The following is a 25,907-nucleotide window of genomic DNA, read 5'->3' on the forward strand; positions in this document are numbered from 1 at the left end:
GCAGGGTGAGCGCCCGTCCCCGGCCCCCTCGCCGGGAGCGAGGGGGTCCTTCCTCAGTGCGCCATGACCGGGGCGGACTCCGGGTCGCGCTGCACGGCGCCGTGCGGCAGGAGCAGGCCGCAGACGACGGCACCGGCGGCGAAGATGGCCGCCGACCAGGCGAAGACGGTCGTGTAGCTGGAGACCGAGGCCTGCAGCAGGGCGGCCGGGTCGCTGGGGTCCACGCCGACCAGGGCGTCGGTGGCGGCAGCCGCAGCCAGGGCGCTGAGCACCGCGGTCGCGATGGAGCCACCGATCTGCTGAAAGGTGTTCACCGCGGCCGAGGCGACCCCGGCGTCGTCGGCCCGCACCCCGAGGGTCGCGGCGGCGAAGGCGGGGGCGATGACCAGCCCGATGCCCAGGCCCACGACGACCAGGCCGGGGAAGACGTGGGTCCAGTAGCCGCTGTCCACACCGAGCGTCGTGAAGATCAACAGGCCGACCGCGCCGACGGCGAAGCCGAGGGCGACGGGCACCTTGACCCCGACCCGGGCGACGACCGCCGGGGAGGTCTGGGCGGCGATGGTCAGCGCGACGATCATCGGCAGGAAGGCGACGCCGGTGGGCAGCGGCTCGTAGCCCAGCACCTGGGTCAGGTAGTAGGTGAGGAACAGGAAGACGCCGAACATGCCGGCCCCGACCAGCCCGACGGCCACGAACGCACCACCCCGGGCGCGGTCGGTGACCACGCGCATGGGCAGCAGCGGGTGGTCCACCCGGGTCTCGACGACGACGAAGGCGATCAGCAGCACGATGCCGGCGGCGATGAACCCCAGCGTGGTGCCCGACGTCCAGCCCTCGGTCTCGGCGCTGGCCAGGCCGTAGACCAGGGACACCAGGCCGGCGACGCTGAGCAGCGCACCGGGGACGTCCAGGCCGGGGGCGTCGGCGGCACGGGTGCCGCGGCGGGGCAGGAAGACCAGCGCGCCGACGACGGCGACGATCGCGATCGGGATGTTCACGTAGAGGCACCAGCGCCAGGACAGGTACTCGGTGAGCGCGCCACCGAGGATCAGCCCGATCGCGCCACCGGCGCCGGAGATGGCGCCGAACACGGCGAAGGCCCGGCCGCGCTCGCGGCCGTCGGTGAAGGTGACGGTCAGCAGCGAGAGGGCGGCGGGGGCCAGCAGGGCGCCGAACACGCCCTGGGCACCACGGGCGGCGACGAGCACGCCAAAGCCGTCGGCCGCGCCACCGACCGCGGAGGCCAGCGCGAAGCCGATCAGCCCGACGAGGAAGACCGGCTTGCGACCGACCAGGTCGGCCAGGCGCCCACCGACCAGCAGCAGGGAGCCGAAGGCGAGGGCGTAGGCGGTGACGATCCACTGGCGGGAGTCGTTGCCGAAGCCCAGGTCGGCCTGGGCGGTGGGCAGTGCGATGTTCACGATGGTGGCGTCGAGGACGACCATGAGCTGGGCGAGCGCGACGACGCCGAGCACCAGCCAGCGGCGGCGGTCGCCGCCGTCGGTGGCCGGGGTCGCGCCGGGCGGAGTCGCCTCCGGGCCGGTGCGGGTGGTGCTGGTCATGCGTCCTCCGGGGAAGTGGAAAGGTCGTTCCGGTTCGGTCGAGACGGTAGCAAGGAAAACGGAGAGGTTGTTCCGCTTCGGTTACGATGGCGTCATGTCCTCCGTCACGCCGGCCGCGCGCCCGTTGCGGCGCGACGCCGAGCGCAACCGCCTGCTGATCCTGGAGGCGGCCCGCGAGGTCTACGCCGACCGCGGGCTGACCGCCGGGTTCGACGAGATCGCCCGGGTCGCGGGGGTGGGCGTGGGCACCGTCTACCGGCGCTTCCCCGACCGTGCCGACCTGGTCGAGGCGCTCTTCGACCAGCAGGTCGACGACGTCGTCGCCCGGGTGGAGGCCGCGGCCGACCACCCGGACGCGTGGGAGGGGCTCTGCGCCTTCGCCCGCTGGGGGGTGCAGACCCAGGCGGCCGACCGGGGGCTGGCGCAGGTGCTGTCCTCGGCCGGGCACGGGCACGACCGGGTTGCCGCCGGGCGGGAGCGGATCGAACCCGCCGTCCGGGTGCTGGTGCGGCGGGCCCAGCAGGCCGGTGCGCTGCGCCCCGACGTCACCGAGCTCGACCTGGGCATGACGGTGGCGATGGTCAGCCGGATCGGCGGCCCCGGGGACCACGAGCTCCGCGAGCGGTTCCTGACCCTGGCCCTCGACGGGCTGGCCACGCGCCGGGAGGCCCCCAGCCCGCTGCCGGCCCGACAGCCCTCCCAGCACGACCTGGGCTGCGTCGCCGAGCTGGCCCGCCCCGCCCGCTAGACCCGTCCTCCTCCGCCACTGTGCGTCCTCCTCCACCGACGTCGGTGGAGGCGGACGCACGGTGGTCGTCGGAGCTGATCGACGCCGGGGCGAGGGTGTCGGACCCACCCCCTACCCTCGGGGCATGCAACCCGGTGGAGCCCCCGACATGGCGCAGATCCTCAAGCAGGCGCAGGCCATGCAGCAGCAGCTCGCGTCCGCGCAGGAGGAGCTCGCCCAGGCTGAGGTCACCGGCACCGCCGGCGGCGGCATGGTGTCGGCGACGATGACCGGCAGCGGCGAGCTGACCGCGATCACCATCTCCAAGGACGCCGTCGACCCCGACGACGTCGAGACGCTGCAGGACCTCGTCGTCGCCGCCGTGCGCGACGCCAACCGCGCCGCCGGTGAGCTGACCCAGGCGACCATGGGCCCGCTGGCCGGCGGCATGGGCGGGATGGGCCTGCCCGGCTTCTGAGCCGCCGCACCAGGAGCCACCGCACCACGAGCGCGACCCGACGAGCGCAGGAGCACCCGTGTACGAAGGCGCCGTCCAGGACCTGATCGACGAACTGGGCCGGCTGCCCGGCGTCGGCCCCAAGAGCGCGCAGCGGATCGCCTTCCACCTGCTCGCCGCGGACGCCACCGACGTCGGTCGGCTGGTCGCCGCGCTGCAGCGGGTGCAGGCCGAGGTCCGGTTCTGCGTGACCTGCTTCAACGTCGCCGAGGGCGAGCAGTGCCGGATCTGCCGCGACCCGCGCCGCACGCTGGACGTCATCTGCGTGGTCGAGGAGCCCAAGGACGTGGTGGCCATCGAGCGCACCCGGGAGTTCCGCGGCCGCTACCACGTGCTCGGCGGGGCGATCAGCCCGATCGAGGGCATCGGACCCGACGACCTGCGGGTCAAGGAGCTGATGACCCGGCTGATGGACGGCTCGGTCACCGAGCTGATCATCGCCACCGACCCCAACCTCGAGGGCGAGGCGACCGCGGCCTACCTGGCGCGGCTGATCAGCCCGATGGGCATGGCGGTCTCCCGGCTGGCCAGCGGGCTGCCGGTCGGTGGCGACCTGGAGTACGCCGACGAGGTCACCCTCGGGCGGGCCTTCGAGGGCCGCCGACGGGTCTGAGGCGACGGAGGGCTAGGCCCAGGCCAGCGCGCTGCGGGTCGCCCAGTAGGTCGTCGGCTCCTCAGCGAGGTCGGGCAGGTCGACGTCCAGTCCGCGGGCGTCGGCGTTGGAGCGCAGCTGCGCGACCGTGACGGCACCGCTGAGGACGACGTCCACCCACGGCTGGGCCAGCACCGCGGCCAGGGCGACGGCGTCGGGGGATGCCCCGGCCCCGCGGACGGGGGAGTCGGCGGGCAGGCCGCGGTCGGTGAGCCGGCCGTTGGCCACGCCCTCCTTGACCACCACCCGCAGCCCGGCGGCGTGGGCATCGGCCAGCGCCGGGCCGGCCGAGGTCTCCAGCAGGTTCCAGGTGCTCTGCACGGTGCCGAAGAGCCGCGCGCCGTCGACCTCCAGCACGGTCCCGCGGCGCACTGCGTCGGCCTGGGCCGGCCCGGAGGTGGAGAAGCCCAGCTCGGTGCCGGCGTCGCGCAGCCCGGCCAGGCGGTGGAGCAGGGCCCCGTCGTCCCAGAGCGGGCTGTCGGCGGTCAGCGAGTGCACCTGGTGGAGCCGCAGCCGGTCCCCGAGCAGGGCCTGCGTCTCGCCCCACTGGCGCTCCAGGGTGGGCAGGTCGTGCGTCTTGACCTCGTCGGCGTCGACCGTGGGGTCCTCGGCGGTGTAGGTGTAGCCCCACTTGCTGGCCACGAACGGGTCGTCGTCCCGGCCGCGCAGCCACGAGGCGAGGAACTCCTCGGCCCGGCCGTAGGACCGGGCGGTGTCCAGGTAGGAGATCCCGAGGTCGGTGGCGGCGTCGAGCAGCTCGTGCGCGCGGGCCTGCAGGACGGCGGGGGAGCGGTCGGCGGGCAGGTCGGCCGAGCGCCCCAGGGTGATGTAGGCGGGGCGGCCGACCGCGGCCAGACCGAGTCCCAGGACGGCGCTCACCCGGCCATCCTGCCCCCTCTCCTGGTGACCCACGTCATTGCCCCGGCGAAGGGCCGGGGTTGGTCTCGATCCGGTGACGATCACCCGGACGGGTCACACGACTGTCACAGGCGGGGCTTAACGTCCCGTTCGCCGTCGGGACGTCCTCTCGTCCTCGGTCCGTCACGCATCAGCTCATCCGGCCCGCTCGGGCCGAGAAGGCAGGTCTTCCGCGATGCACCGTCGCCCCACACGTGTGTTGGCCGTCTCGGCCGCCACCCTCACCGCTCTGTCGATGGCGGCCTGCGCCTCCAGCGACCGGGAGGAGACCAGCGCCGGGGGCGGTGAGTCGTCCGGGGGCACCTTCGTCTTCGGCGCGGCCGGCGACCCGACGATGTTCGACCCGGCCTTCGCCACCGACGGTGAGTCCTTCCGGGTCACCCGGCAGATCTACGAGGGCCTGCTGACCAACGAGGAGGGCTCCGCGGACCTCGCGCCGTCGCTGGCCGAGAGCTACGAGGCCTCCGAGGACGGGCTGACCTACACCTTCGACCTGCGCGACGACGTGACGTTCCACGACGGGACGCCGTTCAACGCCGAGGCCGTCTGCTTCAACTTCGAGCGTTGGTACAACTTCGAGGGCCTCGCGGCCAGCCCCGCGGCCTCGGAGTACTACCAGAACAACTTCGGCGGGTTCGCCAGCACGCCCGACGTCCCCAGCCTGTACGCCGGCTGCGAGGCCACCGACGAGTTCACCGCCGAGGTGCAGATCAGCCAGGTCACCAGCCGGTTCCCGGCCGTCCTCGCGCTGCCCTCGTTCGCCATGCAGAGCCCCGAGGCCCTCGAGCAGTACGACGCCGACGAGCTCGGTGGCAACGGCGACGCGCTGACCTACACCGAGTACGCCCTCGAGCACCCGACCGGCACCGGGCCCTTCCGGTTCGACAGCTGGGACCAGGGCAACGGCGAGGTCACCATCGTGGCCAACGAGGACTACTGGGGCGACGCGCCCGGGGTCTCCGAGATCGTCTTCCGCTCCATCGCCGACGGCAACACCCGCCGCCAGGAGCTGCAGGCCGGTTCGATCGACGGGTACGACCTGGTCGCCCCGGCGGACTACCAGACGCTGGAGGACGGCGGGTTCCAGGTGCTGCCCCGCGACCCGTTCAACGTGCTGTACCTGGGCATGAACGGCGGCAACGTCGAGGGCACCAACGCCAACCCGGCCCTGCAGGACATCCGGGTGCGGCAGGCCATCGCGCACGCCATCGACCGCGAGACCATCGTCAACTCGCTGCTCCCCGAGGGCGCCGAGGAGGCCATCGAGTTCGTGCCGCCGGCCGTCGACGGGTGGACCGAGGACGTCACCACCTACGACTACGACCCCGACCTGTCGCGTCAGCTGCTCACCGAGGCCGGTGCGCTGAACACCACGCTGCGCTTCTACTACCCGACCGACGTCAGCCGGCCCTACCTGCCCGACCCGGCCGCCATGTTCGAGGTCATCAGCCAGAACCTGACCGACGCCGGCTTCACCATCGAGCCCGTCTCGCTGCCCTGGAACCCGGACTACCTCGACGCGGTCAGCGCCGGGCAGGCCGACCTCCACCTGCTGGGCTGGACCGGTGACTACAACGACGCCTACAACTTCATCGGCACGTTCTTCGCCGACGCCGGTGGTGGGCAGATGAAGGCCGAGTTCGGCGGCTGGTCCGACCAGGCGATCTTCGACGCGCTGGCTGCCGGTGACGGCGAGGCCGACATCGACGCCCGCGGCGAGCTGTACGCCGAGGCGAACGCGGCGATCATGGACTTCCTCCCGGCGGTCCCGGTCTCGCACAGCCCGAACGCGCTCGTCGTCGCCGACGACGTCGACGGTCTGGTCCCCAGCCCGCTGTCGGCGGAGGACTTCTCCACCGTCACGATCGGCAACTGACCCACCCCTCCGGCCGGTGCCCCCTCCGCGGGGGTGCCGGCCGGAGGTCCGTCCGGGCCCCGCCGGGCCCGGCTCCCGACCCGAGAGGCTGACCGACGCGTGCTGCGCTTCATCGTCCGCCGGCTCCTGCAGCTGATCCCGATCCTGCTGGGGCTGTCGATCCTGCTCTTCGCGTGGCTGCGGGCACTGCCCGGTGGCCCCGCGCTCGCCGCCCTCGGTGAGCGCGCCACGCCGCAGCGCATCGCCGAGTACAACGAGGCCTTCGGTCTCAACGAGCCGGTCTACGTCCAGTACCTCAAGTTCCTGGGCCGCGCGGTCCAGCTGGACTTCGGCACCTCGGCCCGCACCGGCCAGTCGGTCACCTCGGAGTTCTTCCTCCGCTTCCCGGGCACCATCGAGCTGACCCTCTTCGCGATGGCCTTCGCCATCGGCGTCGGCATCCCGCTGGGCTACCTGGCCGCGAAGAAGCACGGCGGCTTCGTCGACAACGCCTCGGTCATCGGCTCGCTGCTCGGGGTCACCATCCCGGTCTTCTTCCTGGCCTACCTGCTGCGCCTGGTGTTCGCCGTCGAGCTGGGCTGGCTGCCCGGCTCCGGCCGCCAGGACGTCCGCATCGACGCCACCCACATCACCAACTTCTACGTCCTGGACGGCCTGCTCACCCGGGAGTGGGACGCCGCCTGGGACGCCCTGACCCACCTCGTGCTGCCCGGCGTCGCGCTGGGCACCATCCCGCTGGCGATCATCGTCCGGATCACCCGGGCCGCGGTCCTGGACGTGGTGAACGAGGACTACGTGCGGACGGCGAACGCCAAGGGCCTGGCCACGACGACGGTGCGCAACCGGCACGTCGTCCGCAACGCCCTGCTCCCGGTCTCCACCACCATCGGGCTGCAGACCGGCCTGCTGCTGAGCGGGGCCGTGCTCACCGAGACCGTCTTCGCCTTCGGTGGGGTGGGTTCGGCGTTGCGGCAGGCGATCAGCGACCGTGACTACGCCCTGCTGCAGGGCTTCATCCTCATCCTGGCGGTGGTCTACGTGCTGGTGAACCTGCTGGTCGACGTCTCCTACGGGCTGCTCGACCCCCGGGTGCGCACCCGATGAGCGCCCCGACCCTGGTCCCCGGCGGACGCCGCCGGGAGAAGATCGACGAGCTGGCCGCCCGGGCCGGTGCGCTGTCGGCCGGTGCCGGTGGCGAGTCGCTGTTCCGCAGCGCCGTCCGCCGCCTGCGCCGCGACCCGGTGGCCATCATCGGCGCGGTCATCGTCGTCGTGTTCCTGGTCGTGGCGATCCTGGCGCCGTTCCTCGCGCCCCGGGACCCCTACGCCCAGACATTGCTCTCGGAGGTCCGGCAGGGTTCCATCCCCGGCGCCCGGGAGGGCTTCCCGCTGGGCGTGGACCAGCTCGGCCGCGACGTCCTCTCGCGGCTGATCGTCGGGTCGCGGCAGTCGCTGGTCATCGGCGTGGTCTCCACCGTGCTCGGCGCGGCCGTCGGCATGGTGCTGGGCATCCTGGCCGGCGGGCTGGGCGGCAAGGTCGACACGATCGTCATGCGGTTCGTCGACATCCTGCTGTCCATCCCCGGCCTGCTCATGGCGATCAGCGTCTCGGTGCTGCTGGGGGCCAACCAGCTGTCGCTGATGATCGCGATCGCGGTGACCCAGGTGCCGGTGTTCGCCCGCCTGCTGCGCGGGTCGATGCTCGTCCAGCGGGACAGCGACTACGCCCTGGCCGCCCGTGCGCTGGGCGTCAAGCGCCGGAAGATCGTGCTGGGTCACGTGCTGCCCAACTCGCTGTCCCCGGTGATCGTGCAGGCGACGCTGTCGCTGGCCACGGCGATCATCGAGGCCGCGGCGCTGAGCTTCCTGGGTCTCGGCGACCCCGACATCAGCCGGCCCGAGTGGGGAGCCATGCTCGCCAGCGCCCAGGCCGTGCTGTCGGTCCGCCCGGAGCTGGCCGTCTACCCGGCGCTGTGCATCATCGTGGTCGCGCTCGGCTTCACCCTGCTCGGGGAGTCGCTGCGCGAGGCCCTCGACCCCAAGTTCCGGCGGTGAGCGGCGTGCAGGTGCCCCAGACACCCGTGCTCGAGGTCGACGACCTCCGGGTCCGGTTCCAGCGACGTGGCGAGCCCGCCACCCTCGCGGTGGACGGCGTCAGCTTCGCCGTCGCCCCGGGCGAGACCGTCGGCCTGGTCGGGGAGTCCGGCTGCGGCAAGTCGGTCACCTCGCTGGCCACCATGGGCCTGCTGCCGAAGCGCGGCGTGCAGGTCACCGGCTCGGTGCGGCTGGACGGCCAGGAGCTGCTCGGCGCCGGTGACCGGACACTGCGCAAGCTGCGCGGCAAGGACATGGCGATGGTCTTCCAGGACCCGCTGTCCTCGCTGAACCCCACGGTCACCATCGGCGTGCAGGTCACCGAGGTGCTCGCCGCGCACCGCGGGATGAAGGGCGACGCCGCGAAGGTCGAGGCCGTCGACCTGCTCGACCGGGTCGGCATCCCCGACCCGCGGCGCCGGCTGGGGGAGTACCCGCACCAGCTCTCCGGTGGCATGCGTCAGCGCGCGCTCATCGCGATGGCGCTGGCCTGCTCGCCCCGGCTGCTCATCGCCGACGAGCCGACCACCGCCCTCGACGTGACCATCCAGGCGCAGATCCTGGAGCTGCTGCGCGACCTGGTGCAGGGCTCCGGGACGGCGCTGGTGATGATCACCCACGACCTCGGCGTCGTCGCCGGGCTGTGCGACCGGGTGCACGTCATGTACGCCGGCCGGATCATCGAGACCGCCGAGCGGCGGGACCTCTTCGCCCGCCCCCGGCACCCCTACACCGGCGGGCTGCTGAACTCGGTGCCCCGCCTGGACAGCGGGCGCGGCACCCCGCTGACCCCCATCCGCGGCTCGGCCCGCGACACCATCCCCTGGGCCCAGGGCTGCGCGTTCGCCCCCCGCTGCGACGTGGCCGAGGACGACTGCCTGGTCGAGGTGTCCGGCAGCGAGGTCGCGCTGGTCCCCGACGGCGGCGCCCGCGAGCTGCGCTGCATGCACCCCCTGACCCCCGCCGCCCAGACCGCAGGAGCCCCCTCGTGACCGCCGCCGCCGAACCCCTGCTGCGGGTCGAGGGCCTCAAGGTGCACTTCCCGATCAAGCGCGGGGTCTTCATCGACCGCACGATCGGGCACGTCAAGGCCGTCGACGGCGTGGACCTGTCCATCGAGCGGGGGACGACGTACGGCCTGGTCGGGGAGTCCGGCTGCGGCAAGTCGACCCTGGGCCGGGCGATCCTCCGGCTGGAGGAGCCCACCGCCGGTCAGGTCTGGTTCGACGGGGTGGACGTCGCCTCGTTGAAGCCCGAGCCGCTGCGGCACATGCGCCGCCGCATGCAGATGGTCTTCCAGGACCCGCTGGGCTCCCTCGACCCCCGGCAGGACGTCGAGTCGCTGCTGGCCGAACCGCTCAAGGCGCACGGCCTGGGCGGGGACAAGGCCGCCATCTCCACCCGGCTGCGCGAGCTGCTGGACGCCGTCGGGCTGCCCTCGGCCGCGCTGCGCCGGTACCCGCACGAGTTCTCCGGCGGTCAGCGCCAGCGCATCGGCATCGCCCGGGCCATCACCGTCGAACCCGACCTGCTCATCGCCGACGAGCCGGTGTCGGCCCTCGACGTCTCGGTGCAGGCCCAGGTGCTCAACCTGCTCGAGGAGCTGCAGGGCCGTCTCGGGCTGACCTACCTGGTGATCGCGCACGACCTGGCCGTCGTCCGGCACATCTCCGACACCGTCGGGGTCATGTACCTGGGCTCGCTGGTCGAGCAGGCGCCGGCCGACTCGCTCTACGAGCAGCCGCTGCACCCGTACACCCGGTCGCTGATGAGCGCGGTCCCGGTGCCCGACCCCGTCGTGGAGGACTCCCGCGAGCGGATCCTGCTCTCGGGTGACCTGCCCTCCCCGGCGGACCCGCCCTCGGGCTGCCGGTTCCACACCCGCTGCCCGTGGCGCCAGGAGACCCGGTGCGACACCGAGGTGCCGGTGCTGCGCGAGCTCGCCCCGGCGCACCTGGTGGCCTGCCACTGGGCCGAGGACGTCCGGGACGGGAAGCTGCTGCCCAAGGGCCCCGAGGAGGTCGCCGCCACCCAGGGCGTCTCGATCGCGGCCACCGGCGCGGACGTCGCCCCGGACTCGATGGTGGCGGTCGACCAGCCGATCGAGCGCCGCTAGCGCCGACCGGCGGGGTGGGGCGGCCGGGATGCGCCAGGATGGCCGCCATGCGCCGACCGCCCCTCCCGCTGGCCCGCCTGCTCGTCGTGCTCGGGCTGGTCGCCGCCCCGGTGCTGCTGGCCTCCCCGGCGTCGGCGCAGGAGCCGTCCCGGCTGGCCGACCAGCTCACCGACGACGCCGGGGTGCTCTCCGACGCCGACCGGGCCGAGGTGGAGACCGCACTCCAGGAGCTGCAGGACGCCGACGGCACCCAGCTGTTCGTCGTCTTCGTGGACACCTTCGACGGGCAGAGCGGCCCCGACTGGGCCACCGAGACCGCCGAGCTGTCCGGGCTGGGCACCTCCGACGCGCTGTTCGCCGTCGCTGTCGAGGACCGGGCCTACGGGATCGACGTGGCCGACGGGTTCCGGCTGAGCGCAGCCGAGATGGACGACCTGGCGGTCAGCGACGTCGAGCCCCGGCTCGGCGACGACGAGTGGGGTGCTGCGGCGGTGGCGCTGGCCGAGGGGCTGACCCCGGGCTCGCCGCCGTGGGCCGCCCTGGGGATCGGGGCCGGCGTGCTCGCGGTGGGTGGCGGCGGGTTCCTGGTGGTCAAGCGCCGCCGGGACGCCGCCGAGGAGGCCGAGCGGGTGCGCGAGGCCGGTCCCTACCCGGACGAGAGCACCGAGCAGCTCACCGCCCGGGCCAGCGAGGGCCTGCTGGCCGTCGACGAGGCCGTCCGCACCTCCCAGCTGGACCTGGACTTCGCCCGGCTGCAGTACGGCGAGGCCGCGGTCGGTGAGTTTGCCGGCACGGTGGGGACGGCGAGGCAGGAGATGGCCGAGGCGTTCTCGATCCGCCAGCAGCTCGACGACGAGACGCCCGAGAACGAGCCCACCCAGCGGCGGATGCTGGCCCGGCTGCTCGAGCTGGTGCAGGCCGCCGACGACCGGCTCGACGCCCAGGCCGCGGCCTTCGCCGCCCTGCGGGACCTGGAGGCGAACGCGCCCCGGGTGCTCGACGGGCTCACCCCGCGGGTGACCGCGCTGACCGGTCGGTTCGCAGCCGAGGAGCAGCGGGTCGAGGCGCTGCGCCGGCGGTGGGCCCCGGCGGTCGCGGCCTCGGTCGAGCAGGCGGTGCCCGAGGCCCGGCAGCACGTCGCCGCCGCCGATGCGGCGCTCGCCGCCGCGCGCAGCGAGGTGCAGGCCGGCCGGCCCGGCGCCGCGGTGTCCCCGCTGCGTGCGGCGGAGGCCGCGGTCGCCTCGGCCCAGTTCGCGCTGGACTCGGTCGGGGCCCGCGAGCAGGAGGTGCAGGCAGCGGCCACCGGGGTCGCCGAGGCCCGCGCCGACCTGCAGGCCGGCATCGTCTCGGCCGGTCAGGCCGACCCCGCCGACGCCTCCGCCCTCGCCGAGCCGGTGCGCCAGGCGCGGGAGGCCCTCGCGGTCGCCGACCAGCTGACGGCCGGCCCGGCGCCGGACCCGCTCACCGCGCTGGCCCGGCTCGACGCCGCCGACGACACCCTGGACGCCGCCCTCGGCGCTGCCCAGCAGGCCGTCGCCGCCCGCCGGGACGCCGCCGCCCGGGCCGAGCGGGCCGTGCTGAGTGCCCGGATGGCGGTCGGCAACGCCACCACCGCCGTGGCCGGTGGCCGGTCCTACGCCTCCACCGAGTCGCGCACCCGGCTCAGCGAGGCCGAGCGGCACCTCGCCGCCGCCGAGGCCGCCCTGGCCGGTGACCCCGCGGCAGCCACCAGCGAGGCCGGCCAGGCCTCGTCGCTGGCCGAGCGGGCCGTCTCGATCATCACCGCGGCCCGGCGCCGGCAGCAGGACCTGGACTCGAGCTACAGCGGGGGTGGCGGGTTCTTCGGCGGGTCCGGGGGTGGCTGGTCGGGCGGGTCGTCCTACCGCAGCTCCCGCACCCGGTCGTCGTCCCGCTCGTCGCGGTCCTCGAGCCGGTCGTCGTCCTCGGGTCGGCGGAGCTCCGGCGGCCGGTCGGGTGGACGGCGGAGTTCCGGCGGCCGCTTCTGACGTCCAGCGGGCACACAGCTCGCTGAGGGACGATGGAGGCATGCGTCTGCCGTACCGCCTCCTCGCCGGGTCCGCCGTCGGCGCCACCGTCCTCCTCGCCGGAGCTGGTCCCGTGCTGGCCGAGGCGCCCTTCTCGCCCGTCGAACAGGTCACCGACAACGCCGACGTGCTCTCCGCGGACGAGGAGCAGCAGGTCCAGGACGCCATCGACGTCCTGCAGGACGACGGCACCTCGCTCTACGTCGTCTACGTGGACTCCTTCGACGACCTCACCCCTGCCGAGTGGACCGAGCAGAGCTACACCGACGGCGGGCTGGGCGGGAACGACGTGCTGCTGGCGGTCGCCGTGGACAGCAACCGCGTCGGGGCGGGCACGGCCCAGACGGGCACGGACCTGCAGCAGATCGTCCAGGACGACGTGGAGCCCCTGCTCGGCCAGGGGGAGTACGCCACGGCGGCGGTCACGTTGGCCGAGGAGCTGCAGCCCGGGGACGGCGGCACGATCGCCCTGGGTGCGCTGGCCGGGATCGCCGTCGTCGGTGGTGGCGGGTACGCCCTGCTGCGCAACCGCCGGAAGAAGAAGGTCGCGGCGGCCTCGGCGCAGGCCCGCCGGGAGCGCGAGGAGGCCGAGGCGGCTGCGGCCGACCCGCACCACGGCACCCCGACCCAGCAGCTGACCTTCCGGGCCAGCGAGGAGCTGCTCGCCTTGGACGAGGCGGTCAAGACCTCCGAGCTGGACCTCGCCTACGCCCGCTCGCAGTACGGCGACGGCCCGGTGGCCGGGTTCGGCGACGCGCTGGCGGAGTCCAAGGCCGAGCTGTCCCGGGCGTTCACCATCCGGCAGGAGCTCGACGACGACATCCCGGAGGACGAGCCCACCCAGCGCCGGATGCTCACCGAGCTGCTCGAGCTCACCGGCACCGCCCGCACCCGGCTGGAGGGCCAGCGGGAGTCCTACGCCGAGCTGCGCCACCTGGCCGACTCCGCCCCCGAGGCGCTGGAGGCGCTGACCCCCGTCGCCACCCGGCTGCGCGGTCGGCTGCCCGACGGTGAGCGCACGCTCACCTGGCTCGCCGAGCGCTACGCCCGCTCCGCGTGGGCGCCGGTGGCCGACAACGTGGCCGAGGCGCAGGCCCGGATCGAACGGGCCGAGCAGCTCGTCGTCGCCGGCCGGGCCGAGATCGAGGCCGGCCGGCCCAACGGTGCCGTCCCCGCCGTCCGGGCCGGGGAGGACTCCCTGGCCGAGGCCGGCAAGCTGCTGGACGCCGTCGACCGCACCGTGGCCGACCTGCGCGACGCCCCCGGGCACTTCGAGGCCGTGCGCGCGGAGACCGAGCGCGACATCGCCGAGGCGAAGGCGATGCTCGCCCGCAACGTGGACACCCCCGGGCTGCGCGAGCAGCTGGCCCGCGCGGAGGCGGCACTGGCCGGCTCGGTCGGGACGCTGCAGCCCACCGACGGGTCGCTGCCCGACCCCGTCGCGGTGACCCGCCGGCTCGACGAGGCCGACCTCGCGCTGGAGGCCGCGCTCGAGCCCGCGCGCGACCTGCGTCAGCAGCAGGAGCGGGCCACCGCCCACCTGCAGCAGGCGATCCGCTCGGCCGACGCCTCGGTGGCTGCAGCCGGGGACTTCATCACCACCCGCCGCGGGGCCGTCGGCAGCTCGGCGCGCACCCGGCTGGCCGAGGCCGAGCGGTACCTCGACGACGCCTCACGGTCCGGGTCGAGCGACCCGATCGCCGCACTGCGGTCCGCCCAGCGGGCCGACGCGTTGGCCCAGCAGGCGATGCAGGCCGCCCAGCAGGACGTGCAGGACTACCAGGACGGCCAGTACGGCGGTGGCGGCTACGGCCGGCCCGGGTACGGCCGCGGCGGGTACGGCGGCAGCGGATTCGGGCCGGGCCTGGCCGGCGGCCTGCTCGGCGGGCTGCTGCTGGGTGGCATGGGCGGCGGCAACGGCGGCGGGTTCGGTGGCGGCGGGGGCGGCGACTTCGGCGGTGGCGACTTCGGGGGCGGCGGCGACTTCGGCGGCGGCGGCTTCTGAGTGGAGGGCAGCAGCGCAGAGGACCTGCGCTGCTGCCCTCCACTCACCTCTCGCGGCCGCGGGCCTTCAGGGGGACGGGGGGCATCGGCGGGGCGCCGGTGCGCTCGCCGTCCTCGAAGCCGTCGACGTGGCCGAAGCGCTCACCGGCCTCCCACTGCTCGCGGGCCTCGGTGACCTCCTCGCCGCTGCGGCCGACGAAGTTCCACCACATGACGATCTGCTCCTCGAACGGCTCGCCCCCGAGCAGCAGCAGCCGGCTGGGCCGCTCGGCGCGCACCCGCACCGTCGTCCGGCCGGTGCCCAGGTAGAGCATCGAGCCGTGCGCCACCGGGGCGCCCTCGACCGTGGAGTCGCCGGAGGACGCGAGGACCGCGTGCTCGAAGCCCGGCTCCAGCGGCAGTTCGACGTCCGCCCCGGCCTCCAGGGCCAGATCGACACCGACCAGCGGGCTGTACGCCGTCCCCGGTGAGGTCTGCCCGGCCATCGAGCCCATCAGCACGGTCGCGGTGACGCCGTCGGAGACGAAGCCGGGCAGCGTGGCGTGGTGCTCGAAGGCCGGGGCGGTGTCCCGGGTGCCGTCGGGGAGGGCCACCCACAGCTGGGCGCCCTGCAGCAGCCGGGGGTGGGTCACCGGGGACTGCTCGCTGTGGCTGATGGCGGAGCCAGCGGTCATCAGCGCCAGTTCGCCGGGGTGGAACAGCACGTCGCTGCCGAGGGAGTCGCGGTGGTGCACCGAGCCCTCGATCAGCCAGGAGACGGTCTGCAACCCGGTGTGCGGGTGGGGGAGCACCTGCATGCCGTCGCTGCTGGAGATGTCGTCGGGCCCGTAGTGGTCCACGAACGCCCAGGCGCCGACCATCCGGCGGCTGAGGGTGGGCAGCAGTCGGCGGACCTGCATCTTCTCGCCCAGCGTCACGCTCTTGCCGGGCAGCAGGTCCAGGGCCGGGCGAGGGGCGACGCCCCCGAGCCCGCCCAGCGTGTGCGGTGCGGGGCGGGGCTCGAGGTCGCTCACGTCAGTCAGCCTGCCCCTGCACGCCGGCGTGCGCGACGTGCTGGGCCGGGATCGACCCGAGGCGCCCGCCCTGCCAGTCGGTGAAGGCGTCCCGGACCTCCTCGCGGGTGTTCATCACGAAGGGCCCGTACATCGCGATGGGCTCGCGGATCGGCTGTCCGCCGAGGATCACGACGTCCAGGGACGGCGTCCGGCTGTCCTGGTGCAGGGCACCCTTGACGGTCACGGTGTCGCCGGGGCCGAAGACGGCGAGCTGGCCTCCGGTCACCGGCTGGTCGCCGGCGCCCACCGTGCCGTTGCCGGAGAGGACGTAGACCAGGGCGTTGAAGTCCGGGTTCCACGGCAGGTCCAGGGTGGCGCCGGGGGCGATGGTCGCGTGCACCATGGCCATCGGGGTGTACGTCGTCCCCGGGCCGGCGTGCCCGCCGACGTCACCGGCGATGACCCGCAGGAACGCACCGGCGTCCGGGCTGGCCAGCAGCACCGACTGGTCGGCGCGCAGGTCCTGGTACCGGGGCTCGACCCACTTCTGCGCCTTCGGCAGGTTTACCCAGAGCTGCAGGCCGTGGAACAGACCCCCGGAGAGCACGAGCGACTCCGGCGGCTTCTCGATGTGCAGGACACCGCCGCCGGCGGTCATCCACTGGGTGTCGCCGTTGGTGATCGACCCGCCGCCACCGTGGCTGTCGGCGTGCTCGAAGGTGCCGTCGATGATGTAGGTGACGGTCTCGAAGCCGCGGTGCGGGTGCCACGAGGTGCCCTTGGGCTCACCCGGGGCGTACTCGACCTCGCCCATCTGGTCCATGTGGATGAACGGGTCCAGGTCGCGCAGGTCGACCCCGGCGAACGCGCGGCGCACCGGGAAGCCCTCGCCCTCGAAGCCACGGGGAGCGGTGGTCACCGACCGGACGCGGCGCCGGACGGTCTTCGGGGCGGGCACCGGCACCCGGGCCAACGTGGTGGTGTCCTCGACGGTGACGGCGGGCATCTCGACCTCCAGAGTTGAGCACTCAACTACTTGTGTGCACCTTAAGCCACGCGCGCGGGGATGTGTTCCTCAGCCCCGCAGTCGGCCCCAGAGCCGGACGACGGGGGAGGTGGCGAACTGCAGGAGCAGGCCCCAGAACCCGATCGCCGGCACCAGCAGGCCCAGCACCAGGGCCACCAGGAACAGCGCGGTGGTGACCGCGGAGGGGACGACGCGGCCGACCTCACCCGACCCGGCCCGCTGCACCGCCGGGGTGCGGGCCACGTGCACCACGATCAGGGTGAGCGCGATCGAGCTGGCCGTGAGGTCGCCGACGTAGAGGGCGAACACCGTGCGACCGCCGTCCTCCCCGGCCAGCAGCGCCGTGGGGAAGGGCAGCAGCACGATGGTGAACAGCCACAGCAGGCTGAGTCGCACCAGCGTGCGGTCGTAGCCGCCGACCCGCTCGAACACCGCGTGGTGCACCGACCACAGCCGGGCGATCACCACGAAGCTCAGGGTGAAGGCGGCCAGTTCGCCCACGTGGTCGCCGAGCAGGTCGGCGACCGACTGGCCGGGCTCGCGCTCGGTGGCGACATCGACCAGCGGCAGGACCAGCAGCGTGATGGCGATGGCCACCACCGCGTCGACGAAGGTGACGAAGCGGTCGAGACCCCGCTCGGTGCGCAGCGGCGCGGGAGGGGACACGGGTGGACGGTGTCCCCTCCCGGCCCGGCCGTCAACGGTGCCGGCGCAGCACCTCCGCGTAGAACAGGGCGGTGTCCTTCGGCGTCCGCACCTGGGTGTCGTAGTCCACGTGCACGATGCCGAAGCGCTGGTCGTAGCCGCGGGCCCACTCGTAGTTGTCCAGGAACGACCAGGCGAAGTAGCCCCGGACGTCGGCACCCTGCTCGATCGCGTCGGTGACCGCGGCCAGGTGGGTGAGCAGGTAGTCGGTCCGCTCGGGGTCGTGCACGGCGCCGTCGGCCGAGACCTCGTCCGGCCACGCCGAGCCGTTCTCGGTGACCACCAGGGGCAGGCCCGGGGCGGTGTCGCGCAGCCGGAGCAGCAGCTCGGTGAACGCCGCGGGTGTCACTCCCCAGCCCATCGTCGTGGTCGGGCCGGACGGCGGGACCTCCTCCACCCGCTCGCCGCCGATGAACGCCGAGGCCTTCCCGGTGGGCTCCTCGGTGGCCCGTACGACCGAGCCGAAGTAGAAGTTCACGCCCAGCCAGTCCAGCGGGGCGGCGATCACGTCGAGGTCGCCGTCCTCGACCGGGAGCGGTGCACCGGCGGCGGCGAGGTCGGCGACGACGTCGGCCGGGTACTCGCCGGTGACCACCGGGAGCAGGTACATCCGGTTCTGCTGGCCGTCGAGCCGTCGCGCGGCGTCGGCGTCGGCGGCCGAGTCGGTGGCCGGGGTCATCGGGGTGAAGTTCAGCGTCAGTCCGAGCGACTCCACGCCCCGCTCGCGCAGCACCCGGGCGGCCAGGCCGTGCCCGAGCAGCAGGTGGTGGGTGGCCCGGGAGGCCTCGACGGCGTCGGTGTGACCGGGGGCGTGCTGGCCGGCCATGTGCCCGAGCAGGGCGCTGCACATCGGCTCGTTGAGCGTCGACCAGTGCCGCACCCGGTCACCGAGCGCGTCGTGCAGGACGGCGGCGTAGTCGGCGAAGCGGGCGGCGGTGTCCCGCGAGGTCCAGCCGCCGGTCTCCTGCAGGGACTGGGGCAGGTCCCAGTGGTAGAGCGTCAGCCAGGGGTCGACGCCGGCGCCGAGCAGCTCGTCGACCAGCCGGGAGTAGAAGTCCAGCCCGCGCTGCTCGACCCGGCCGGCGCCCTCGGGGAGCACCCGGCTCCACGAGGTGGAGAACCGGTAGGCGGACAGGCCCAGCCCGGCCATCAGGGCGACGTCCTCGCGGTAGCGGGCGTGGTGTTCGACGGCGACGTCGCCGGTGTGCCCGAGGTGGGTCTTCCCCGGCGTGTGGCTGAAGACGTCCCAGATCGAGGGGCCGCGGCCGTCGACGTCCACCGCGCCCTCGATCTGGTAGGCGGCGGTGGCGGCGCCGAAGACGAAGCCCGGTGGGAACACCAGGCCGTCGGTGGCCCGGGTGCGGGTGTCGGTGCTGGTCATGCGGGGGCTCCAGGGGGTGGGCGCGTCAGGCGACGCGGGTGCCGGTGGTGGGGTCGAAGACGTGCAGGGCGTCGGCCCGGGGCGCGACCCAGACGGTGTCGCCGACGGCGGGGGCCTCCCGGGACGCCGTCCGCAGGACGACGGCGTCGTCCCCGCAGGTGCCGTGCACGTAGGCGTCCGAGCCGAGCTGCTCGACCAGCGTCACGGCGACGGGCAGCCCGTCGCCCGCGGCGCCGACGACGAGGGACTCCGGCCGGAAGCCGACGGTCGCCCGGCCGGTGCCGCCCGCGGCCCGGTCCAGCTGGGCGCGGGGCACCGGCAGCACCGTCGTCCCCACCCGGACGCCGCCGTCGACGGCGTCCCCGGTCACCAGGTTCATCGCCGGGGAGCCGATGAAGCCGGCGACGAAGGCGTTGGCCGGGCGGGCGTAGAGCTCCCCGGGCGGGGCGCACTGCTGCAGCACGCCGTCCCTGAGCACGGCGACCCGGTCGCCCATGGTCATCGCCTCGACCTGGTCGTGGGTGACGTAGACGGTGGTGGTGCCCAGCCGGCGCTGCAGGGCCGCGATCTGGGTGCGGGTCTGCACCCGGAGCTTGGCGTCGAGGTTGGACAGCGGCTCGTCCATCAGGAAGACCTGCGGGGAGCGCACGATCGCCCGGCCCATGGCCACCCGCTGCCGCTGCCCGCCCGACAGCGCCTTGGGCCGCCGGTCCAGGTGTGCGGCCAGGTCCAGCACGGTGGCGGCCTCGGTGACCCGGCGGGTGATCTCGGCCTTGGAGACCTTCGCCAGCCGCAGCGCGAAGCCCAAGTTCTCCGCGACCGTCATGTGCGGGTAGAGCGCGTAGTTCTGGAACACCATGGCGATGTCGCGGTCCTTGGGCGGCAGGTCGGTGACGTCGCGGTCGCCGATCCGGATCGCGCCCTCGTCGACCTCCTCGAGACCGGCGAGCATCCGCAGCGAGGTGGACTTGCCGCAGCCCGAGGGGCCGACGAGGACGAGGAACTCGCCGTCGGCGACGTCGAGGTCGAGCCGGTCGACCGCCGGGGCGTGCGCGCGGTCGTAGACGCGGGTGGCGCCGGCGAAGGAGATGCTGGCCATCAGGGAGCTGCCTTCCGAACGAGGGGGTGGGGGAGCGGGTCAGCCCTTGACGGCGCCGGCCATGATGCCGCCGACGATCTGCTTGCCGAGGACGCCGAAGACGACGAGGACCGGCAGGGTGCCGAGCAGGGTGCCGGCCATGATCACGGCGCGCTGGGGCACGTAGCCCGAGCCCAGGTTGGCGATCGCCACCTGCACCGTCGGGTTGGCCGCGGTGAGCGCGATGATCGGCCAGAAGAACTCGTTCCAGGCGGTGAGGAACGTGAGCATCGCCAGCACCGCCATCGCCGGGCGGGCCACCGGCAGCACGATGGAGAAGAAGATCCGGTGCGTGCTGGCGCCGTCGACCCGGCCGGCCTCGAGCAGTTCGTCGGGCAGGGCCGAGACCAGGTACTGGCGCATGAAGAACACGCCGAACGCGCTGACCAGCGTCGGCAGCACGACCGCCTGGAGCTGGTCGACCCACTGCAGCTCGGCGATCATCATGAACAGCGGGATGACCGCCAGCTGGGTCGGCACCATCATCGTGCCGACCACCAGGGACAGCAGCAGCCCGTTGCCGCGGAACCGCAGCTTGGCGAAGGCGAACCCGGCCAGCGTGCAGAACAGCACGGTGCCCACGGTGATCGCGCCGGAGACGATGACCGAGTTGAGGATCGCCAGCCCCAGCGGCGCCTGCTCCAGGGCGGCGTCGATGTTCTCGAACAGCGTCGCGTTGGGCAGGAACGGCGGCGGGGTCGCCGCGATCTCGGCGTTGGTGTGCGACCCGGCGACCACCGTCCAGTACAGCGGGAAGACCGACACCAGGGCGAAGAGCGCGAGCAGCGAGTAGGTGACCGGCCCGGCCTTGCCCGTCTTGGTGCGGCGCCGGGCCTTGCGCGGGGCGGGGGTGACGGGGGCGGACGGCGGAGCGAGCGTGGCGGTCACGGGGTGCCTCCGGTGCGGCGGGCGCGGAGGCGACCGGCGAGTGCCGCGAGCCCCACGACCAGCAGGATGATCAGGAACATCGCCCACGCGGTGGTGGCGGCCTGGCCGATGTTGAAGTTGGACCAGCCCTGCTGGTACATCAGCAGGCCCAGGGTCTGGTACTGGTTCCGGGCGCCGCCGGTGGTGCTGCCGTTGCCGGCGAACAGCAGCGGCTCGCCGAACAGCTGCACCGCCCCGATCGTGGAGACCACGACGGTGAACAGGATCGTGGGGCGCAGCGACGGGATCGTGACGTGCAGGAACTGCCGCCACCGGCTCGCGCCGTCCATCTCCGCGGCCTCGTAGAGCTCGTCGGGGATCGACTGCATGGCCGCCAGGTAGATCAGCGCGTTGTAGCCCGTCCACCGCCAGGTCACGATGACCGCGATGGCGACCTGGCTGGTCAGGCTGCCGGACTCCCAGTCGATCCGGTCCAGCCCGACGGCCTCCAGGCCGGTGTTGATCAGGCCGTAGTCCCGGCCGAACAGGGTGGCGAAGACCAGGGTCGCAGCGGCGATGCTGGTGGCGTAGGGCATCAGCATCACGACCCGGAAGAAGGTCCTGCCGCGCAGCTTGTAGTGCAGCAGGTGGGCCAGCCCCAGGGCCAGGCACAGCTGGGGCACGGTGGCCAGGACGCCGATCGTGACCGTGTTGCGCAGGGCGTTCCAGAAGTAGGCGTTGCCCAGCAGCGCCGCGTAGTTGTCCAGCCCGACGAAGGTGCCCCCGCCGATGTCGGACAGCCGGGTCTCGTGCAGGGAGATCCACAGCGTGAAGACGAAGGGGAAGAGGCTGAAGGCGCCGAAGACGAGGAAGAAGGGGGCGACGTAGGCGTAGCCCCAGCGGTTCTCCGACAGCCGGGCCCGGCGACGGCGGGGCGCTGTGGTGTCGACGGGTGGTGGGGCGACCGGCTCGGGCACGGCCACGGGAAGGGCGGTGCGCAGGCTGTCGTCGGCGAGGGTCACGGTGCTCCCGGTGGTCGGGGTGGTGGTGTGTGGGCCGGTGCAGGTGCCCGGGGGTGGAGACCACCCCCGGGCACCGCGACTCGGGTGGTGCGGCCGGTCAGCCGCCGACGACCTGCTCGATGGCGTTCAGCGCGTCGGTGTAGGCCTCGTCGGGGGTCCGGTCACCGTCGGCCACCGTGGTCAGCGCCGCGGAGAACGCGTCCTGGATCTGGGTGTCGTACGGCCCGATCGGCGTCCGGCGCACGGAGTCCGCGGCATCGCCGAAGACCTGCCCGATGGGCGCGTCGCTGAAGTACTCGCTGACGGTGTCGGCGACCTCGGGGCTCTCCGCGGCGGTCGAGCTGGAGGGGAAGAACCCACCGTCGGTGAACATCCTCACCTGCTGCTCGGGGGCGGTCAGCCACTCGACCAGGGCGGTGGCCTCCTCGACGTGCTCACCGCTGCTGGGCACCCCGAGCCACGAGCCGCCCCAGGTGCTGCCGGCCTCGGCCTGCCCGGGCAGGGTGGCGATGTTCCACAGCCCGGCCCCCTCGTCGCCCATCTGCGAGGTGATGTAGCCCAACATCCAGGACGGGCAGGCGATGGTGGCGAACGCGCCGTTGCTGAAGGCGGCGTTCCAGTCGTCGCCGAACTGGGCCAGCGACGCCGTCAGGCCGTCGTCCGCGGCCTGGCTGGCCAGGTCCCACGCGGTCTCGACGCCGTCGCTGTCCTCGACGACGGGGTTGCCGTCCTCGTCGTCGTAGGCGACGTCGCCCTGCCGGACGGCGGGGGCGAAGACGCTGTTCGGGCTGTCGACGAACGAGCTGCCCTCCTGGCGGGTGGCCGAGTCGGTGTACTGCTGACCGGTGGCCAGGTAGTCGTCCCAGGTGGGCCACAGCGCGCTGACCGCGGCCGGATCGGTGGGCAGCCCGGCGGCCTCGAAGAGGTCCTGGCGGTAGCACATGGCCTGCGGGCCGGCATCGGTCCCGAGCCCGATCACCCGGCCGTCGGTGGTGCTGGCCTGGTCCCACTTCCAGTCGTAGAAGGTCCCCTCGAGCTCGTCGGCGTTGTCCTGCGCGGCGAAGTCGACGAAGGCGTCGGCGTGGTTGGCCGTCACGTCGGCGACGAAGCCGATCTCGATGCCCTGCACGTCGGCCATCCCCGAACCGGCGGCCAGCCGGGTCTGCAGCGCCTGGTAGTACGCCCCGGACTGGGCCACCACGGACTGCTCGATCCGGATCTCCGGGTGCAGCTCCATGTACTCCTCGTAGAGCCCGGCCTCCTCGTAGCCGAAGGTGCCGTAGAGGCCCATCGTCAGGGTGATCGGGTCGTCGGCGCTGCCGCCGTCCGCGGCGCTCCCGCCGCCGCAGCCGGCGGTCAGCAGGGCGAGGGCGACGGCGGCGGACGCAGCCGCGCGTCCGCGTCGGTGATCGAACATGGGACCTCCATCGAGAGCCGCCGGTCCGGGGCGTCAGTGCCCGGTGGCGGAGGCCGTGAGAACGCTCTCACGGGCTTGACGGAGAGAGTGGGCGGCGTCACAGGGGGCTGTCAAGGACCCGGCACAGAAATGTGGGAGCGCTTCCACGGAGCCCTTCCCAGGACGCCCCTCGTGCCGCACGATGGCCCCGTGACCACGACCGGGACGCGCACCGCGCTGCCGACCCTCGACGAGGTGGCGGTGCTGGCCGGCGTGTCCCGGGCGACCGTCTCCCGGGTGGTCAACGACTCCCCGCGGGTCAGTCCCGAGGCGCGGGTGGCCGTGCACGCCGCCATCGAGCAGCTGCACTACGTGCCCAACCGGATGGCCCGCAGCCTGGTCACCCGGCGCACCGACACCATCGCGCTGGTGCTGTCCGAGCCCAACAGCCAGGTCTTCTCCGACCCGTTCTTCGCCAGCATCGTGCACGGGGTGTCCGCCGCCCTGGCCGACACCGAGCTGACCCTGGTGCTGCTCACCGCCCGGGACGCCCGGGAGCAGCAGAAGATCGGCCGCTACGCCCGGCAGGGCCACGTCGACGGCGTCGTCCTCATGTCCCTGCACAGCGAGGACCTGCTGCCCGCCGTGCTCACCGACGCCGGGGTGCCGTTGGTGCTGTGCGGTCGGCCCTACGACGGGCGCGAGGTGGCCTTCGTCGACGCCGACAACGCCGGGGGCGCCGGGGTGGCCACCCGGTTCCTCCTGGAGCAGGGGCGGTCCCGCATCGCCACGCTCACCGGCCCGATGGACATGATCGCCGGGGTCGACCGGCACGCCGGCTGGGCCCGGGCGCTCACCGCGGCCGGTCGGCCCACCGACCCGGCGCTCGTCGCGCACGGCGACTTCACCGAGGCCGGGGGAGAGGCCGCGATGGCCCGGCTGCTCGAGCAGAGCCCCGACCTGGACGCGGTGTTCGTGGCCTCGGACCCGATGGCGGTGGGCGCGCTGCGGGCGCTGCGCGCGGCCGGCCGCCGGGTGCCCGAGGACGTCGCCGTCGTCGGCTTCGACGACGCGGAGGTGGCCCGCACCTGCGACCCCCCGCTGACCACCGTGGCCCAGCCGCTGGACCGGATGACCCGCCAGCTCACCGAGCTGCTGCAACGCCAGATCGACGGGGTCGCCGGGCCCGCGGAGTCCCGGGTCTGCGCGACCGAGCTGGTCCGCCGCGCCTCTGCCTGAGCGGCTGTGCGCGCCGACACGCGCCGTTCACGAGCCCTGGATAGGTTCCCCGCATGGCGGACCTCTTCGACGGCTACCCCCTCGGGGAGCAGTGGGACGAGATGTTCGGCGCACCGGCCCAACCGCGGCCGCCGTACGCCGGGCTCTTCAGCTCGCTCCAACCGATGTCCGGGGAGGAGCTCGCGGCCCGCGCGGACGTGCTGAGCCAGACCTACCGCGACGCCGGGGTCACCTTCGCGCACGCGGGGGAGGAGCAGCCCTTCCCGCTGGACATCGTGCCGCGGGTGATCGGCAGCGACGAGTGGGCGCACGTCGAGCGCGGGGTCGCCCAGCGGGTGCACGCCCTCGAGGCGTTCCTGGCCGACGTCTACGGCGCCGGTCAGGTGTTCGCCGACCGCATCGTCCCGCGCAGCGTGATCACCACCAGCGCGCACTTCCACCGCGCCGCGCACGGCCTGGTGCCGCCCAACGGCGTGCGGGTGCACGTCTCGGGCATCGACCTGGTCCGCGACGAGGCCGGGGACTTCCGGGTGCTCGAGGACAACCTGCGCAGCCCGTCGGGCGTCAGCTACGTGATCACCAACCGGGCGGCGATGAGCCAGGTGCTGCCCGAGCTGTTCGGGGACCACCGCATCCAGCCTGTCGCGGACTACCCGTCCAAGCTGCTCGCCGCGCTGAAGGCCTCGGCGCCGACCGGGGTGAGCGACCCGACCGTCGTCGTCCTCACCCCCGGTGTCTACAACTCGGCCTACTTCGAGCACGCCCTGCTGGCCCGCCAGATGGGCGTCGAGCTGGTCGAGGGCCGCGACCTGGTCTGCTCCGGCGGCCAGGTCAGCATGCGGACGACGGACGGCCAGCAGCGCGTGGACGTGGTCTACCGACGCATCGACGACGAGTTCCTCGACCCGGTGCACTTCCGCTCGGACTCGGTGATCGGCTGCGCCGGCGTGCTCAACGCCGCCCGCGCCGGCCGGGTGACCATCGCCAACGCGGTGGGCAACGGCGTCGCCGACGACAAGCTCATCTACACGTGGGTGCCCGACCTCATCCGCTACTACCTGGGCGAGGAGCCGGTGCTCGCCAACGCCGACACCTACCGCCTGGACGACGCCGACGCCACCGAGTGGGTGCTGTCCAGCCTGGACCAGCTCGTGCTCAAGCCGGTCGACGGCTCCGGCGGCAAGGGCATCGTGATCGGCCCGCGTGCCGACGAGAAGACCCTGGCCGAGCTCGCGGTGAAGGTGCGCGCCTCCCCCCGGGACTGGATCGCGCAGAAGCCGATCGGGCTCTCGACGTCCCCGACGCTGATCAACGGCAAGATCGCCCCGCGGCACGTCGACCTGCGGCCCTTCGCGGTCAACGACGGCACCGACGTGTGGGTGCTGCCCGGCGGGCTGACCCGGGTCGCGCTGCCCGAGGGCGAGCTGGTGGTCAACTCCAGCCAGGGCGGCGGGTCCAAGGACACCTGGGTCATCTCCGGTTCCCGCCCGCAGGCCGAGCCCACCCCCGACCGCACCCAGATCGAGTTCACCACCGCCGACCTGCCCGCCGAGCCCCCCGCCCAGGACCCCGGCCCGGCCAACGACAACGCCGTCGCCCAGGGCCAACAGCAGCAGCAAGGGGT

The 25,907-nt window shown here is 73.6% G+C and carries 21 protein-coding genes and 1 pseudogene; 12 read left to right on the forward strand and 10 right to left on the reverse strand.

Annotation, left to right across the window (positions count from 1 at the left end; translation table 11 throughout):
- Positions 1 to 53: 53 nt before the first annotated feature.
- Positions 54 to 1,565 (reverse strand): MFS transporter, encoded by a 1,512-nt coding sequence (locus F1C76_12505; protein QNG37292.1) that lies wholly within the window; start codon positions 1,563 to 1,565, stop codon positions 54 to 56.
- 94 nt (positions 1,566 to 1,659) lie between these two features.
- Here F1C76_12505 and F1C76_12510 point away from each other — a divergent pair, with 94 nt between their 5' ends.
- The 3 genes from F1C76_12510 to recR all read left to right on the forward strand — a co-directional run bounded on the left by F1C76_12510 (position 1,660) and on the right by recR (position 3,422).
- On the forward strand, positions 1,660 to 2,313 hold the full coding sequence (locus tag F1C76_12510) for a TetR/AcrR family transcriptional regulator (protein ID QNG37293.1): 654 nt from the start codon (positions 1,660 to 1,662) through the stop codon (positions 2,311 to 2,313).
- Positions 2,314 to 2,437: 124 nt separating this feature from the next.
- Positions 2,438 to 2,770 carry a YbaB/EbfC family nucleoid-associated protein gene (locus F1C76_12515; GenBank protein ID QNG37294.1) on the forward strand — a complete coding sequence of 111 codons (333 nt, stop codon included), beginning with the start codon at positions 2,438 to 2,440 and terminating at the stop codon, positions 2,768 to 2,770.
- A gap of 58 nt (positions 2,771 to 2,828) precedes the next feature.
- Complete coding sequence (gene recR, locus F1C76_12520) at positions 2,829 to 3,422, forward strand: recombination protein RecR (GenBank protein QNG37295.1); 594 nt, start codon at positions 2,829 to 2,831, stop codon at positions 3,420 to 3,422.
- 12 nt (positions 3,423 to 3,434) lie between these two features.
- Here the strand turns inward: recR and F1C76_12525 are convergent, their stop codons facing one another.
- Positions 3,435 to 4,373, reverse strand: a complete 939-nt coding sequence (locus F1C76_12525) for an aldo/keto reductase (GenBank protein QNG37296.1) — start codon at positions 4,371 to 4,373, stop codon at positions 3,435 to 3,437.
- Positions 4,374 to 4,554: 181 nt separating this feature from the next.
- Here F1C76_12525 and F1C76_12530 point away from each other — a divergent pair, with 181 nt between their 5' ends.
- The 7 genes from F1C76_12530 to F1C76_12560 all read left to right on the forward strand — a co-directional run bounded on the left by F1C76_12530 (position 4,555) and on the right by F1C76_12560 (position 14,514).
- The gene (locus tag F1C76_12530; GenBank protein ID QNG37297.1) at positions 4,555 to 6,255 is read left to right on the forward strand and encodes an ABC transporter substrate-binding protein; all 1,701 of its coding nucleotides are present in this window, start codon (positions 4,555 to 4,557) and stop codon (positions 6,253 to 6,255) included.
- A gap of 99 nt (positions 6,256 to 6,354) precedes the next feature.
- Positions 6,355 to 7,359 (forward strand): ABC transporter permease, encoded by a 1,005-nt coding sequence (locus tag F1C76_12535; protein ID QNG37298.1) that lies wholly within the window; start codon positions 6,355 to 6,357, stop codon positions 7,357 to 7,359.
- Positions 7,356 to 8,309, forward strand: coding sequence for an ABC transporter permease (locus tag F1C76_12540; protein QNG37299.1), 954 nt, complete (start codon positions 7,356 to 7,358; stop codon positions 8,307 to 8,309). The genes F1C76_12535 and F1C76_12540 overlap by 4 nt, the downstream gene beginning before the upstream one ends.
- Before the next feature lie 26 nt (positions 8,310 to 8,335).
- Positions 8,336 to 9,340, forward strand: coding sequence for an ABC transporter ATP-binding protein (locus tag F1C76_12545; GenBank protein QNG39212.1), 1,005 nt, complete (start codon positions 8,336 to 8,338; stop codon positions 9,338 to 9,340).
- Positions 9,337 to 10,464 (forward strand): ATP-binding cassette domain-containing protein, encoded by a 1,128-nt coding sequence (locus F1C76_12550; protein QNG37300.1) that lies wholly within the window; start codon positions 9,337 to 9,339, stop codon positions 10,462 to 10,464. The genes F1C76_12545 and F1C76_12550 overlap by 4 nt, the downstream gene beginning before the upstream one ends.
- A 38-nt stretch (positions 10,465 to 10,502) precedes the next feature.
- Positions 10,503 to 12,470 carry a TPM domain-containing protein gene (locus F1C76_12555; GenBank protein QNG37301.1) on the forward strand — a complete coding sequence of 656 codons (1,968 nt, stop codon included), beginning with the start codon at positions 10,503 to 10,505 and terminating at the stop codon, positions 12,468 to 12,470.
- 40 nt (positions 12,471 to 12,510) lie between these two features.
- Entirely contained in the window at positions 12,511 to 14,514 is a 2,004-nt protein-coding gene (locus F1C76_12560; GenBank protein ID QNG37302.1) for a TPM domain-containing protein, read from the forward strand.
- A gap of 43 nt (positions 14,515 to 14,557) precedes the next feature.
- On the opposite strand, the gene F1C76_12565 is transcribed toward F1C76_12560, so the two are convergent.
- From F1C76_12565 to F1C76_12600, 8 genes are all read right to left on the reverse strand, one after another.
- On the reverse strand, positions 14,558 to 15,526 hold the full coding sequence (locus F1C76_12565) for a pirin family protein (GenBank protein QNG37303.1): 969 nt from the start codon (positions 15,524 to 15,526) through the stop codon (positions 14,558 to 14,560).
- A gap of 1 nt (position 15,527) precedes the next feature.
- Positions 15,528 to 16,514: a pirin family protein gene (locus tag F1C76_12570; protein ID QNG37304.1), complete on the reverse strand. Its 987-nt coding sequence runs from the start codon at positions 16,512 to 16,514 to the stop codon at positions 15,528 to 15,530.
- A 69-nt stretch (positions 16,515 to 16,583) separates the two neighbouring features.
- Entirely contained in the window at positions 16,584 to 17,183 is a 600-nt protein-coding gene (locus tag F1C76_12575; protein QNG39213.1) for a DUF1211 domain-containing protein, read from the reverse strand.
- Positions 17,184 to 17,232: 49 nt separating this feature from the next.
- Positions 17,233 to 18,621, reverse strand: a complete 1,389-nt coding sequence (locus tag F1C76_12580) for a beta-glucosidase (GenBank protein ID QNG37305.1) — start codon at positions 18,619 to 18,621, stop codon at positions 17,233 to 17,235.
- Between the two features lie 25 nt (positions 18,622 to 18,646).
- Positions 18,647 to 19,720 carry a sn-glycerol-3-phosphate ABC transporter ATP-binding protein UgpC gene (gene ugpC / locus F1C76_12585; GenBank protein QNG37306.1) on the reverse strand — a complete coding sequence of 358 codons (1,074 nt, stop codon included), beginning with the start codon at positions 19,718 to 19,720 and terminating at the stop codon, positions 18,647 to 18,649.
- Between the two features lie 39 nt (positions 19,721 to 19,759).
- Complete coding sequence (locus tag F1C76_12590; protein QNG37307.1) at positions 19,760 to 20,647, reverse strand: carbohydrate ABC transporter permease; 888 nt, start codon at positions 20,645 to 20,647, stop codon at positions 19,760 to 19,762.
- On the reverse strand, positions 20,644 to 21,609 hold the full coding sequence (locus F1C76_12595; GenBank protein ID QNG39214.1) for a sugar ABC transporter permease: 966 nt from the start codon (positions 21,607 to 21,609) through the stop codon (positions 20,644 to 20,646). The genes F1C76_12590 and F1C76_12595 overlap by 4 nt, the downstream gene beginning before the upstream one ends.
- A 136-nt stretch (positions 21,610 to 21,745) precedes the next feature.
- Positions 21,746 to 23,065: an extracellular solute-binding protein gene (locus F1C76_12600; protein QNG37308.1), complete on the reverse strand. Its 1,320-nt coding sequence runs from the start codon at positions 23,063 to 23,065 to the stop codon at positions 21,746 to 21,748.
- 189 nt (positions 23,066 to 23,254) lie between these two features.
- Between F1C76_12600 and F1C76_12605 the strand changes: the two genes are divergently transcribed.
- Both F1C76_12605 and F1C76_12610 read left to right on the forward strand, forming a co-directional pair.
- Complete coding sequence (locus F1C76_12605) at positions 23,255 to 24,283, forward strand: LacI family transcriptional regulator (protein ID QNG37309.1); 1,029 nt, start codon at positions 23,255 to 23,257, stop codon at positions 24,281 to 24,283.
- Between the two features lie 53 nt (positions 24,284 to 24,336).
- Positions 24,337 to 25,902, forward strand: a pseudogene (locus F1C76_12610) (circularly permuted type 2 ATP-grasp protein).
- Positions 25,903 to 25,907: the final 5 nt, after the last annotated feature.

This window comes from Geodermatophilaceae bacterium NBWT11 (assembly GCA_014218215.1).
GTDB lineage: Bacteria > Actinomycetota > Actinomycetes > Mycobacteriales > Geodermatophilaceae > Klenkia.

Excerpts from the sequence above, each read along its gene's own strand:
- F1C76_12505 (QNG37292.1), bottom strand. The coding sequence starts at position 1,565 with ATGACCAGCACCACCCGCACCGGCCCGGAGGCGACTCCGCCCGGCGCG.
- F1C76_12510 (QNG37293.1), top strand. The coding sequence starts at position 1,660 with ATGTCCTCCGTCACGCCGGCCGCGCGCCCGTTGCGGCGCGACGCCGAG.
- F1C76_12515 (QNG37294.1), top strand. The coding sequence starts at position 2,438 with ATGCAACCCGGTGGAGCCCCCGACATGGCGCAGATCCTCAAGCAGGCG.
- F1C76_12530 (QNG37297.1), top strand. The coding sequence starts at position 4,555 with ATGCACCGTCGCCCCACACGTGTGTTGGCCGTCTCGGCCGCCACCCTC.
- F1C76_12540 (QNG37299.1), top strand. The coding sequence starts at position 7,356 with ATGAGCGCCCCGACCCTGGTCCCCGGCGGACGCCGCCGGGAGAAGATC.
- F1C76_12555 (QNG37301.1), top strand. The coding sequence starts at position 10,503 with ATGGCCGCCATGCGCCGACCGCCCCTCCCGCTGGCCCGCCTGCTCGTC.
- F1C76_12560 (QNG37302.1), top strand. The coding sequence starts at position 12,511 with ATGCGTCTGCCGTACCGCCTCCTCGCCGGGTCCGCCGTCGGCGCCACC.
- F1C76_12570 (QNG37304.1), bottom strand. The coding sequence starts at position 16,514 with ATGCCCGCCGTCACCGTCGAGGACACCACCACGTTGGCCCGGGTGCCG.
- F1C76_12580 (QNG37305.1), bottom strand. The coding sequence starts at position 18,621 with ATGACCAGCACCGACACCCGCACCCGGGCCACCGACGGCCTGGTGTTC.
- ugpC (QNG37306.1), bottom strand. The coding sequence starts at position 19,720 with ATGGCCAGCATCTCCTTCGCCGGCGCCACCCGCGTCTACGACCGCGCG.
- F1C76_12600 (QNG37308.1), bottom strand. The coding sequence starts at position 23,065 with ATGTTCGATCACCGACGCGGACGCGCGGCTGCGTCCGCCGCCGTCGCC.